The following is a 13,186-nucleotide window of genomic DNA, read 5'->3' on the forward strand; positions in this document are numbered from 1 at the left end:
CCGCAACGCCGTGTGACCCGCAGGCCCCCAGCCCGCTGTCACACCCCGATGGGAAGATGACGCAACTGGCGCGGCCGTACGCGCCAAGAAGAGGATGGGGCCCGATGGGACGCAGCGAGCGGGAGGCCATCGCCGAGGGCGTACGCCTCCACGCAGCCGTACGCGCACTGCTGGACGACCACCAGCGGGCCGTCCAGACCGTGCGGGACGCACTCGCTCCGCTGCTCGACGAGTCGGTGTCCCGCGTCCTCGACACCATGCCCGTCGCCCGGCTCCAGGAGGCCACCGACGGACGAGTCCGTGTCGGGCTCGTGGAACGGGACGGCCTGCGCACGGTCCGGCAGGTCCTTGACGCGGGCCCCGGGCGGCTCACCCAGATCCACGGCGTGGGCCCGCAGACCGCATCGCAACTGCTGGCCGCCGCGGGCCGGCTCGCCGACCGCGTGCGGCAGACGGCGGCGGTGCCGCTCGACGTGGACGAGCCGGAGCCCCGGACGACCGCGCTGGTCACGGCGTTGCACGTACTGGTGGAGGCGGGCCCCGACGCGCGGCACGCCGTGGACGCCGCGACCGGCATCGCCCGCCGGCTCGGACCGCTCCTGGATGAGGCGCGGCCCGCGGCGGGGCGGCTGCGGCTCCTGTTCACCGGCCGGGCCCGGCGGACCCGCGCCGTCGAAGCCGCCGAGCAGGTGCGGGCCCTCGTCGCCGACGCCGAGCGGGCGGGCACCGGGCCGCTGCTCGCGCAGGCCTCGGTCGACCTGCTGCGCGGGCCCGGGACGGACGTGGCGGCGTGGGTCGACTTCGAGGTGCGCTCCGCCGAGTACTACAGCGCGCTCGGCGAGATCTCCGGTCTGTCGCCCGACAAGGACGCCGCCGAGGGCTTCCTGCCCGCCGACATCGCCGAGCAGGTGCGCACACAGCAGCTCGACGAGTCGCGGCTCCGGGTGTCGCTGCGCGGCTACCAGGCGTTCGGGGCCCGCTTCGCGCTCGCGCGGCGCCGCGCCCTGCTCGGCGACGAGATGGGACTCGGCAAGACCGTCCAGGCGCTCGCCGCGCTGACCCACCTGGCGGCCGAGGGGCAGAGCCACTTCATGGTCGTCTGCCCGGCGAGCGTCCTCGTGAACTGGACGCGGGAGATCGAGGCCCGCAGCGCGCTGCGCGTCCTGCCGGTGCACGGAGCGGATCGGGGCGAGGCCTTCGCGGACTGGAAGGGCCGGGGCGGTGTCGCCGTCACGACGTACGACGCGCTGCGCGGCCTGCCGGCGCCCGGTGGCGGCGAGGTGGGGATGCTCGTCGTCGACGAGGCGCACGCGGTGAAGAACCCGGAGACGCTGCGCTCGCAGGCGGTGGCGGAGTGGGCGGAGCACTGCGAGCGGGTCCTGTTCATGACCGGCACCCCGATGGAGAACCGCGTCGGCGAGTTCCGCAACCTCGTGCGTGTGCTGGATCCCGCGCTCGCGGACCGGCTCGACGAGGAGGACGGCCTCGCCGGGTCCGTCGCCTTCCGCACGGCGGTCGCCCCGGTCTATCTGCGGCGCAACCAGGACGACGTCCTGGCCGAACTGCCGAGCCTCCAGCACACCGACGAGTGGGAGGAGTTGAGCGAGGCGGACGGGGCCGCCTACCGGGAGGCGGTCGCGTCCGGCAACTTCATGGCCATGCGCCGGGCGGCGTACGCACGCCCCGCGGAGTCGGCCAAGCTGGAGCGGCTGCGCGAGCTGGTCCTGGACGCCGCCGAGGCCGGGCTGAAGGTCGTCGTGTTCTCCAACTTCCGCGACGTGCTCGGCGCGGTCCGGGACGCCCTCGACACCGAACCACCTGTCGGCGGCCCGGTGTTCGGCCCGCTCACCGGCAGCGTGCCGCCCGCGCGCAGACAACTGCTCGTCGACGCGTTCACGGACACGGCCGGGCCCGCCGTCCTCGTGTCGCAGATCCAGGCCGGTGGCGTGGGGCTCAACATCCAGGCCGCCTCGGTGGTGATCCTGTGCGAGCCGCAGATCAAGCCGACCCTCGAGCACCAGGCCGTGGCGCGGGCGCACCGCATGGGCCAGGTCAGATCGGTGCGGGTGCACCGTCTCCTGGCCACCGGCGGCGTCGACGAGCGCCTGGTGAAGATACTCGCCAACAAGTCCCGGTTGTTCGACGCGTACGCCCGGCGCAGCTCGATGGCCGAGGCGACGCCGGACGCCGTCGACGTGTCCGACGCGGAGATCGCGCGCCGGATCGTCGAGGAGGAGCAGGCGCGCCTCGGCGTGGCGGCCGAGGACTGATCCGTGAACCCGTCAGTCGGTCAGTGAGTCAGGGCCTTGCGGAGCGCGTCGTACGCCGGCTTGTGCCGGTGTCTCACTTGACGCGCAGCTCACAGCGCATCCGGCGGTCGTGGCCCACCTCGCGCACCGGCCCGGTCAGGGTGAGCGGCACCGTGTGGTGGACGTGTTCGCTGGAGGCGGCGACGCGGAGCTCGAGGGCGCCGGGTTCGACGACGCGGCGGCCGTCGGCGCCGGTGTACGCGGCGAGGTCGGCCGGGAACGTCGCGTGGACCTCGGCCGAGGCGCCGGGGTCGAGGGGGACGCGGGCGTAGCCGACGAGCCGGTCCTCGGGGCGGGCGACGGTGCCGACCGGGTCGTGCAGGTAGAGCTGGACGACCTCGGTGCCGGGCCGCTCGCCCGTGTTGCGCACGGTGAACTTCAGCGCCACCTCGCCGTCGGTACCGAACTCCGGGGCCTCGCACTGCGGGTCGTCCCAGGCGAACGTCGTGTACGAGAGACCGTGGCCGAACGGGTAGAGCGCGGTGGGGTCGATATTGCTGGGCCCGCCGTGCCGTCCGAGCGGTGGGGCGAGGTACGCGGCGGGCCGGCCGCCGGGGGAGAACGCCTGGACGACGGCGTCCGCCCGGTCCGCCCAGCGGCCGAGCGCGTACGGCCGCCCGCTGAGGACGACGATGACGGTCGGCGCCCCAGAGGCGAGCGCCTCGTCAAGCAACACTCCTTGCCCGTACGGCAGTTACAGGCCTTCGGCGTCGCAGCCCTCGCCCGATGAGCCGCGTCCGAACGGGCCGGAATGGTCCCCCACCACGGCCAGGCAGACGTCGGCGCGCGGGGTCGGCCACGAACTCGGCGCCCGGCAGCTCCGCTCGCAGCGCCTGCGCAAAAGTCGGGAGAGGGCGATGCGCAGGCCGTGCGCATCCGGGAGCGGCAGCAGGCCCGCGTCGTTGGCGAGGAGGACCACGGACTCCTGCGCGGCCTTGGCCGCCAACTCCCGCATGTGGGGCGGGTTCAGGTCGACCGGCCCGGCCGAGGATTCCGGCCCGTCGTCCGGGTCGAGCAGCTCCAGTTCGCACTTCTGCGTGAGGACGCGCAGCGCCGCCCGGTCGAGGTGTTCCTCCGGGAGTTCCCCGCCCCCACCCTCACCCTCACCCGCCGCGAGCGCGATCCTGCCCGCCTCCGCGTCGGAGGCGGCGACCCGGTGCGCGGACTCCAGGAACGCGATGCCGAAGTAGCCGGAGACGAGCGTGCCGTTGAACTTCCAAGTGTCGCGCAGGAGTTGAGTGAGGAGTCCGGTGTGTGCGTGGGCGGGCAGGCCGTCGATGTCGTTGTACGCGGCCATCACGGAGCGGGCGCCGCCCTCGCGCAGCACCATCTCGAACGACGGCAGGATCACGTCCGCCAGCTCGCGCGGCCCGAGCGGGGCTTTTAAGCCCCTGCGGCGCTTGAGCAGCGGGGTCCGGGGCAGAGCACCGGCAGTTGGCCCGGCTCCGGCCTAGGCATCACGACTCCGCCACGTCAAGCGCACTGATACCGACGGCCCCACTCACCTCCCCCGCCCCCCGACTGGTCAGCCGCAACCGCAACGCCCTCCCCCGCACCGCGTCGAACGTAATGACCGTGGGATCACCGGACCCTCCACCCCAGTCGACATCAACATCCTCCACCACGACGTACGCCTCACCGTCCCCCACCGCCACCTCAACCGCCCCCGGCAAGGAATGCGTACCGTCAACCGTGAAGCCGACCTCAACACGCCCCACCCACCGCTCCTCCGCCCACTCCACCGAAACCCAGTCCTCAGGACGCGCCCCGTTGAACGCGGGCAGCAACGCGGTGGCCGCCTTGTCGAACGCATTGGACCACTGGGTACCCGGGTCACCATCGAGCATCGCAGCGGGCAGCGTCTTCGTGCCGCCCGAGTAACTCGCGTCGGCCCGCGGGTACTTGACGGCCCCCGGCCCCGGGTCGGGCACGAAGGGCTCGGCCGGAGTGACCCGCTCCCCCGCCGGACCGGCGACACGCAGCGTCACCCTCCCCGTCCGCAGCCCATCCGCACGCGCCGTGACGGTGAGGCCGCCGGGCTCGACCCCGGCACGCACGATCGCGAGCGCGAGCCCGTGGAACGTGGTGCGCGTACTTGCCTGGTAACGCTCCGCGGACTCCTGCTGCCCGTTGTCGACACCCGCCAAGTGCCCACCCTTCACGTCGAATTCGACGATCCGCGCGGCATCGGGGACGACGATCCCCTTCGCGTCGACGACCTCCGCCGTGACGAAGGCGAGGGCCCGCCCGTCCGCCGCGACCGCCTTCCGGTCCGCCGTCAGCCGCACGGCATGCGGCGCGCCCGCCGTCCGGAGCACATCCGTCGCCACCGTCTTCCCGCCACGCCGCGCGACCGCCTTCAGCTCACCGGCCGCGAAGGGCACCTTCCACGTCAGGTGCAGCTTGCCCGCGCTGCCGTTCGGCGAGGTGTAACTACCGGGGTAGGGACCGGAGGTGACGGTCTTGTCATCATGGGTGGCCTCCGTGGTCTCCAGATACGGACGCCCGTCGACGGTCTTCTTCTGGTCGAAGGAACGCACGCCCAGGGAACGCCCGTTGAGGTACAGCTCGACCTCCGCCACGTTCGCGTACGCCCACACCTCCACCTCCTGCCCGTCCTCGTACGTCGTCCAGTCCATCGGCAGCAGATGCACCATCGGCTCGTCGGCCCACTGGCTGCGGAAGAGGTGGTACATGTCCTTCGGGAACCCGGCCGTGTCGACCGCGCCGAAGAACGAGGCCTTCACCGGGAACACGTCGTACGGGGTGGGTTCGCCGATGTAGTCGATGCCCGACCACAGGAATTCGCCGGCGAAGAACCGCCGGTCACGGTCCTTCTTCAAGCCGTACTCGCCACTCATGGTCCAGGAGGCGAGGTTGTTGTCGTACGAGGAGGTGGCACGCTTGCCCGGTGTGTGGTTCTCGCCGGTATTGAGGTGCTGCGGCTCCTGGTACGTACCGCGGCTCGATGTCTCGGACGAGGACTCGGACTCGAAGAGGAACAGGTGCGGGTAGCGCTTGTGCAGCGCGTCGACGGAGGCCGCGGTGTTGTAGTTGAGGCCGAGCCCGTCGAGCCCCGCGACGATCTTGTCGGCGGGTGAGCCGGCGGCGGGCAGCGAGCGGTACTTGTCGGAGCCGATGACGATCGGGCGTGTGCCGTCGAGTTCCTTGACGTCGGCGATGAGGCGCTCCGCGATGGCGATGCCCTGCGTCTGGGTGGAGTCGGGGATCTCGTTGCCGATGGACCACATGAGGACGGCCGGGGAGTTGCGCGCGGCACGCACCATCTCGGCGATGTCGGCGTCGGAGTGCTCGTCGAAGAAGCGCCCGTAGTCGTAGGTGTTCTTGCCGGTGCGCCAGCAGTCGAAGGCCTCGACCAGCATGATCAGACCGAGGTCCTCGCAGGCCTCGATGACCTCGGGCGCGGGCGGATTGTGCGAGGTGCGCAGCGCGTTGACGCCCATGGACTTCATGATGGTCAACTGGCGGCGTACGGCGTCGGGTTGTACGGCGGCGCCGAGCGCGCCGAGGTCGTGGTGCAGGTCGACGCCCTTGATCTTCGTGTGCGTGCCGTTGAGCGAGAGACCATCCTCGGGGTCGAAGGTGGCGTGCCGCAGGCCGAAGCGGGTGCGGTAGGTGTCGACGGTGCGGCCGTCGACACGCAGGTCGGTGACGAGCGTGTAGCGGTTCCCCGGAGTCTCGATGGACCACAACTCCGGTTTGTCGATGCGGAGTTGGACGTGATCCGTCTTGCCGTCCTTGCCGACTCCCGCGAGGGGCGACTCGGTGCGCGCCACGCGGCGGCCCTTCGCGTCGCGGACCGTGGAGAGGACCGTCACGTCGCGCACGGCGCCGGAGGTGTTGGCGACGGTCGTACGCACGTCGACGGTCGCGTAGCCCTTCTTCAGGGTGTCCGCGAGATCGGGCGTGGTGACGAACGTGCCCCACCGCTGCACGTGCACCGGCTCGGTGACGACGAGCCGGGCCCTGCGGTAGATGCCGCTGCCCGAGTACCAGCGGCTGCTGGGCACCCGGTTGCGGACCAGCACGGCGAGCAGGTTGGGGGTGGCGCCGTCGATGTGCAGCAGGTCGGTGATGTCGTGGGCGAACCCGGTGTAGCCGTAGGGGTGGCTGCCGACGGACTTCCCGTTCACGTACACGCGGGAGTCCATGTAGACGCCGTCGAACTCGACGGAGATCCGCTTGCCCGCGTACGCCTTCGGCACCGTGAACGTCTTGCGGTACCAGCCGAGCCCGCCGGGCAGGAAGCCCGTGCCGCTCGTCGTGTTGTGCTCAACCGTGGGGGTCTGCTCGATGGACCAGTCGTGCGGGACCGCGACCTTCCGCCACTTCCCGTCGTCATAGTCGGGGCGCTCGGCGTCGGCGTACGCGCCGGTCGGGTCGGTGATGCCGTCCGGGCTGACCAGCGCGAAGCGCCAGCCGTCGGCGAGCTCCACGGTGTGGCGGCCGACGCTCCCGGCGCGGCCCTCGGCGGCGCGGGCCGGGGGCGCGACGAGCGCCCCCACGACGGGCGCGGCCGCACTCGCGGCCAGGACGGATCTACGGCTGACGGATCTACGACTAACAGACATGCGGAAATCCCCTCGAAGCCAACATGACTCGCCACAAGCGAACGTGAGTCAACAGATTCTTGTGGAGTCGTGTGGGGATTAGTCAAGGCTCTTACAGAACAAGCTGGTTGGCGACCAAGGTTGGCGACGCGCCTCACGTGTCGCCGATCGTCGGATACGGGAACTTCACCCCCGTGCCACCGTCCACGACGAGCGTCTGACCGGTCACGTACGCCGCGAGCGGTGAGGCCAGGAAGAGGAGAGCGGCGGCGATGTCGGCGGGCTGGGCGACGCGGCCGAGCGGGGCGTTCGCCGCGTTGGCCGCGCGGCCCTCCTCACCGAGCAGGCCCGCGACGCGCGGCGTCCACACGACGCCGGGCGCCACCGCGTTGACCCGCACCCCGCGCGGCCCGTACTCGACGGCGGCCGTGCGCACCAGGGACATCAGGCCCGCCTTGGCGGCCCCGTACGCGCCGTGCAGCGGCGCCGCCGTGAGCCCGGACACGGACGCCACGAACACCAGCGGCCCGCCGCCCGCCGCCGCCACCGCCGCTCCCCCGTACTGAACGGCGAGCCAGGCGTGCCGCAGGACCAGGTCGAAGTGCCACTGCCACGCGTCGTCGTCGAGCGCGTCCAGGGCCTCGTAGCGGGCCATGCCGACGATGTCGACGACGCCGCCGACCGGGCCCAACTCCCCTTGCGCGTAAGCGAAAAGGCCCTCCACATCCTGCCGCCGCGTCACGTCCGCCGTATACGGGACGCCACCGACCTGCTCCGCGACCGCCTCCGCCCGCCCCTTGTCGACGTCCACGCACAGCACGCGCGCGCCCGCGGAGGTGAGCGCGTGGGCGGTCTGCCGTCCGATGCCGTTGCCCGCGCCGAGCAGGACGAAGGTGCGGCCGTCGACGCGGTGCAGGGCGGCATAGTCGGGGACGGGGGTGTCGTCGAGGTCCATGGGCGAGCTCCTCCGTCAGCCGGTCCGGTGGGCGCGCGCCGGGCGCGGGAGCGCCATGCGCGGGGTGACGATGCGGGAGTTCTGACGAAGTGTCAATACTGGCGGGGGCCGCACGGCGGCTGCCCGTGCCCGTACCCGTGCCCCGGAATGTCCGGACTCCGGTTAGCGTTGTCCGCGAAGACGGACAACCTGGTGGAAGGCGGCACACCGTGCACGGCGAGTACAAGATCCCTGGCGGCAAGCTCGTCGTCGTCGACGTGGACGTGGCGGACGGCGTGCTGCGCCAGGTCCGGGTGGCGGGCGACTTCTTCCTCGAACCGGACGACGCGCTCCTCGCGATCAACGCCGCACTCGAAGGCGCCCCGGCCGACGCCGACACCGCCGCCCTGGCCACGCGGATCGACGCGGCGCTGCCGGCCGGCACGGTGATGCTCGGCCTCACCACGGAGGGTGTCGCCACGGCGGTGCGCCGCGCGCTCGCCCAGGCCACGGACTGGCGGGACTACGACTGGCAGCTCGTCCACGACGCGCCCCAGTCCCCCGTCCTGCACATGGCGCTCGACGAGGTGATGGTGGAGCAGGTCGCACTCGGCAAGCGCCCGCCGACACTGCGGGTGTGGGAGTGGGACCGCCCCGCCGTGATCATCGGCAGCTTCCAGTCGCTGCGCAACGAGGTGGACCAGGAGGGCGTCGCACGCCACGGGGTGACGGTGGTCCGCCGGGTCTCGGGCGGCGGCGCGATGTTCGCGGAGCCGAAGTCCACGATCACGTACTCCCTCGCGGTGCCGGAGTCACTGGTCTCAGGACTCTCCTTCCAGGACTCCTACGCCTACCTCGACGACTGGGTGCTCGGCGCACTCGCCGACATGGGCATCAAGGCCTGGTACCAGCCGCTCAACGACATCGCCACGGACGTCGGCAAGGTCGCGGGCGCCGCGCAGAAGCGGGTCGCGGCCGGGCAGGGCGCGGTGCTGCACCACGTGACGATGTCGTACGACATCGACGCCGACAAGATGGTCGACGTGCTGCGCATCGGCAAGGAGAAGCTGTCCGACAAGGGCACGAAGAGCGCCAAGAAGCGCGTCGACCCGCTGCGCCGCCAGACCGGCCTGCCCCGCGAGGACGTCATCTCCCGCATGATCGACTCGTTCCGGAGCCGGTACGGGCTGACCGACGGCAAGGTGACCGACGAGGAACTGGCCCGCGCCCAGGACCTCGTCCGCACCAAGTTCGGCACGGACGAGTGGACGGCGCGGGTCCCGTAGACCTCCGGCGGCCGTTCGGACAGTGGCCCGGTCGCTAGACGGTGGCCTGGTCACTGTCGCGGAATTCGCCCCACCCGTGCCAACGCTCGACCTCCATGACCGCCGTGAACCGGGCGCGGTCCCGCTCCGGGTAGGGGCCGCCCGCGTAATGGGTCGAGATCCGGTCGATGTCGGCGAGACCCTTGTCCTCGCGGATCTCGACGGCCCGGCCGATGAGGGTGATGTGGGTGTACCAACTGTCCTTGTCGAGGACGGTGAGGGTGACCCGCGGGTCACGGCGCAGGTGCCCGAGGCGGACCCGCCCCTCGTCCATGTTGAGCAGCACGCGACCGTCCTCCCAGAGGTACCAGGTCGCCGCGGAGACGGGCGCGCCGTCCGAGCGGAGTGTGGCGACGGTGGCCGGGTTCGCCCGCTCGAGCATGGCGACGGCTTCGGCGGACAGCGGTGGCTTGGACACGGTTCCTCCTGTTACGTCGGGGTGTACGCGCTCGACCTTAGTGGGCCACATCAAGCCCCTGCGGCGATTGAGTAGGCCTTTCCAGCCCCGCCGGCGTTTGAGGCGCGGGGCCCGGGGCGGAGCCCCGTGACCGGGGGGGGGGGAGCGCGGTCGAGCGCAACAGGTCCGGTCTACAGCAACCGCAGAAGCGCCGCCAACGCCGGATTGTCATTCGCCTTGCGCCACACCAGGTGCAACTCGACAGGCGTCGCATCCGAAAGTTCCAGCGGCCGGAACGCGATCCCGGGAAACCGCATCTGCGCCGCCGACTCGGGCACGAAGGCGATTCCCCACCCGGCATGAACCATGGCAAGCAGACTGTGCACCTGACTGAGGTACTGCGTGAACCGCGGCCGCACACGCGCCTCACGGAAGATGCTGACCAGCAGCTCGTGGAAGTAGCGCGCCTCGATCGGCGAGTACATGAGAACGTCCTGGTCGTCGAACTCGCCCATCGGCAGCGGCCCTTCACCTTCCGCCAGCGGATGCCCACTCGGCACCGCGGCGAGCAGCCCCTCGCGGCTGGTCGACCGGGTCTCCAGGTCGGCGCCCGTACTGGAGGGGCGGATCATGCCGAGGTCGAGCGACCCCTCGGTGAGCGCCTCGAGCTGGTCCCGTGTCACCTTCTCCCGCAGCACGATCTCCGTCCCGGGCATGGAGGACCGCGCCACGTCCAGCAACGGCCCGAGCGCGGAGTACGCACTCGCCGCGGTGAACCCGACGGCGATCGCCCCCGCCTCACCCGTCGACACCTGCCTCGCGGCGAGCGTCGCCGCCTCGGCCTGCCGCAGGATCGTGCGCGCCTCGTTGAGGAAGGCACGGCCCGCCGGAGTGAGCCGGACGGTGCGGTTGGTGCGGTCGAGGAGCTGCACGTCCAGCTCGTGCTCGAGGAGCTGGATCTGCCGGCTGAGCGGGGGCTGTGTCATCCGCAGCCGTTCGGCGGCCCGCGTGAAGTGCAGTTCCTCGGCGACGGCCACGAAGCTCGACAGCTGCGCAAGCGTGAACAACGATGCCCTCCAGGTATTGGATCATCCAAAAACTATGTTTGACGTGGATTAATCGCCGACCTTAGCGTCAAGAGGAACCAACGGCTCACACCCCCAGGGATTCGCAGTGGTGACCAGCACGTCCACAGCCAGTTCAGCCGCCTCCCGCCAGGGCGAGGCGACCCTCGACACCATCGCCTGGATCAAGCTCTCCTCCGTCACACTGCCCCTCGCGACGCCGATCAGTGACGCCAAGGTGCTCACCGGCCGGCAGAAGCCGATGACCGAGGTCGCCTTCCTGTTCGCGGAGATCGAGACCACCGGGGGCCACTCCGGCATCGGATTCGGCTACTCCAAGCGCGCCGGCGGCCCCGCCCAGTTCGCACACGCCAAGGAGATCGCCGACAACCTGATCGGCGAGGACCCCAGCGACATCGGCCGCCTCTGGACGAAGCTGGTGTGGGCCGGCGCCTCCGTCGGCCGTAGCGGCGTCGCCACGCAGGCCATCGCCGCGCTCGACATCGCCCTGTGGGACCTCAAGGCCAAGCGCGCGAACCTGCCGCTGGCCAAGCTGCTCGGCGCCCACCGCGATTCGGTGCAGACCTACAACACCTCCGGCGGCTTCCTGCACACGCCGACCGAGCAGGTCCTCGACAACGCCACCGCCTCCCTGGCCAGCGGCATCGGCGGCATCAAGATCAAGGTCGGCAACCCGGACCGCAAGGCGGACCTCGCCCGCCTGACCGCCGTACGCGAACACATCGGCGACGACGTGCCGTTGATGGTCGACGCCAACCAGCAGTGGGACCGGCCGACCGCGCAGCGCATGGGCCGGGCCATGGAGGAGTTCGACCTCGTCTGGATCGAGGAGCCGCTCGACGCCTACGACGCGCAGGGCCACGCCGCGCTCGCCGCCTCCCTCGACACCCCCGTCGCCACCGGCGAGATGCTCGCCTCCGTCGCCGAACACGTCGAGCTGATCAAGGCGAACGCCTGCGACATCATCCAGCCCGACGCCCCGCGCATCGGCGGCATCACCCAGTTCCTCAAGCTGGCCACCCTCGCCGAGCACCACAACCTGCAACTCGCCCCGCACTTCGCGATGGAGATCCACCTCCACCTCGCGGCGGCCTACCCGATCGAGCCGTGGGTGGAGCACTTCGACTGGCTGGAACCACTGTTCAACGAGCGCCTGGAGACCCGCGACGGCCGCATGCACGTCTCCTCCCGACCGGGCCTCGGCATCACCCTGACCGAACAGGCTCGCGCCTGGACGGTCGCGACGCACGAAGTGGGCGCACGCCCCTAGGGTTTCTCCCCACTCTCTCTGGCGCGGGCCCCGCTGACGGACAGCGCGGGGTCCGCGCCAGAGTCATGTCCGGATCACCACTCCATACCCACTAGGTATCACTGGATGCAAAAACAGTGTTGGACGCGCATGAGTGACGCCTCGTAATGTCGCACTCACACCCCCTCTTCACCGCCCTCCACCACCTAGCAGGAGTAGCCCCAGCCATGTCGCCCTTCACCCCGTCAGAGCTCGGCGCCCGCATCGGATCGGGCCTGCTCTCCTTCCCGGTCACCCACTTCACGGCCGATGACCTCGCGTTCGACGAGGCCGCCTACCGCACCAACATCGAGCGCCTGTCGAAGTACGAGGTCGGCGGGCTGTTCGCCGCGGGCGGCACCGGCGAGTTCTTCTCGCTGACCGCCGCGGAGACGGAGCAGGTGGTGACCGCGGCCGTGCAGGCGGCGCCCGACGGCACCCCGATCCTCGCCCCCGCCGGGTACGGCACGCGCACCGCCATCGAGTACGCGCAGGCGGCCGAACGCGCAGGCGCCGACGGCCTGTTGCTCTTCCCGCCGTACCTGACGGAGGCCTCACAGGACGGTCTCGTCGCGCACGTCGAGGCGGTCTGCGCGGCCACGAACCTCGGTGTCATCGTCTACGGCCGGGCCAACGCCCAGTACGACGCGGACACCCTGGCCCGCGTCGCCGAGTCCTGCCCGAACCTGATCGGCTACAAGGACGGCGTCGGCGACATCGACGCCATGACCCGCATCTACACGAAGCTCGGCGACCGCCTCACCTACATCGGCGGCCTGCCCACCGCCGAAATGTACGCGCTGCCGTACCTCGAACTCGGCGTCACCACCTACTCGTCGGCGATCTTCAACTTCCTGCCGGAGTTCGCGCTGGACTTCTACGCGGCGATCCGCGGCCGCGACCACGCCACGGTCCTGGGGCATCTGCGCGATTTCGTGATCCCCTACACGGAGATCCGCAACCGCAAGGCGGGTTACGCGGTCAGCATCGTCAAGGCGGGCATGACAGCGACCGGCCACCCGGCGGGCCCGGTCCGCCCCCCACTCACGGACCTCACCGAGCCCGAACTCGCGGAGCTGACGACACTGCTCGCCACGGTCACCTCAAGCCCCCACGGCGCTTGAGCCATTCAAGCCCCCGCGGCACTTGAGCCATTCAAGCCCCTGCGGCGCTTGAGCAGCGGGGTCCGGGGCAGAGCCCCCGGGGCGGCGGCAGCGGCGCCGGTGTTGCGGCCGGGGGGGGGGGGGGGCGGGCGCGCCGCGCCGACCGCCCCCCCA

The 13,186-nt window shown here is 71.2% G+C and carries 8 protein-coding genes and 1 pseudogene; 4 read left to right on the forward strand and 5 right to left on the reverse strand.

All coding sequences use genetic code 11. From position 1 onward, the window contains the following. Positions 1-104: 104 nt before the first annotated feature. Complete coding sequence (locus ABT004_RS21755; RefSeq protein WP_351339333.1) at positions 105-2,270, forward strand: DEAD/DEAH box helicase; 2,166 nt, start codon at positions 105-107, stop codon at positions 2,268-2,270. A gap of 73 nt (positions 2,271-2,343) precedes the next feature. Here ABT004_RS21755 and ABT004_RS36415 read toward each other — a convergent pair. From ABT004_RS36415 to ABT004_RS21775, 3 genes and pseudogenes are all read right to left on the reverse strand, one after another. Beyond that, positions 2,344-3,681: pseudogene (locus tag ABT004_RS36415) on the reverse strand (fibronectin type III-like domain-contianing protein); the annotation flags it as partial. An 85-nt stretch (positions 3,682-3,766) separates the two neighbouring features. After that, positions 3,767-6,901: a glycoside hydrolase family 2 TIM barrel-domain containing protein gene (locus tag ABT004_RS21770; RefSeq protein ID WP_351339340.1), complete on the reverse strand. Its 3,135-nt coding sequence runs from the start codon at positions 6,899-6,901 to the stop codon at positions 3,767-3,769. Between the two features lie 133 nt (positions 6,902-7,034). Then, complete coding sequence (locus tag ABT004_RS21775; RefSeq protein ID WP_351339343.1) at positions 7,035-7,835, reverse strand: SDR family NAD(P)-dependent oxidoreductase; 801 nt, start codon at positions 7,833-7,835, stop codon at positions 7,035-7,037. Between the two features lie 209 nt (positions 7,836-8,044). Here ABT004_RS21775 and lplAB point away from each other — a divergent pair, with 209 nt between their 5' ends. Continuing rightward, positions 8,045-9,100 carry a lipoate-protein ligase LplAB gene (lplAB, locus tag ABT004_RS21780; RefSeq protein WP_351339345.1) on the forward strand — a complete coding sequence of 352 codons (1,056 nt, stop codon included), beginning with the start codon at positions 8,045-8,047 and terminating at the stop codon, positions 9,098-9,100. A 34-nt stretch (positions 9,101-9,134) separates the two neighbouring features. On the opposite strand, the gene ABT004_RS21785 is transcribed toward lplAB, so the two are convergent. Then, a complete protein-coding gene (locus ABT004_RS21785) occupies positions 9,135-9,557 on the reverse strand; it encodes a PPOX class F420-dependent oxidoreductase (RefSeq protein ID WP_351339347.1) in 423 nt (140 codons plus the stop codon). Between the two features lie 170 nt (positions 9,558-9,727). Next, a complete protein-coding gene (locus ABT004_RS21790) occupies positions 9,728-10,603 on the reverse strand; it encodes a LysR substrate-binding domain-containing protein (RefSeq protein WP_351339349.1) in 876 nt (291 codons plus the stop codon). A gap of 109 nt (positions 10,604-10,712) precedes the next feature. Here ABT004_RS21790 and ABT004_RS21795 point away from each other — a divergent pair, with 109 nt between their 5' ends. Further along, a complete protein-coding gene (locus ABT004_RS21795; protein ID WP_451190318.1) occupies positions 10,713-11,891 on the forward strand; it encodes an L-talarate/galactarate dehydratase in 1,179 nt (392 codons plus the stop codon). A 206-nt stretch (positions 11,892-12,097) separates the two neighbouring features. Then, positions 12,098-13,033 carry a 5-dehydro-4-deoxyglucarate dehydratase gene (kdgD, locus tag ABT004_RS21800; RefSeq protein ID WP_351339354.1) on the forward strand — a complete coding sequence of 312 codons (936 nt, stop codon included), beginning with the start codon at positions 12,098-12,100 and terminating at the stop codon, positions 13,031-13,033. Positions 13,034-13,186: the final 153 nt, after the last annotated feature.

The organism is Streptomyces sp. NPDC002790 (genome assembly GCF_040295505.1).
Classification (GTDB): Bacteria; Actinomycetota; Actinomycetes; order Streptomycetales; family Streptomycetaceae; genus Streptomyces.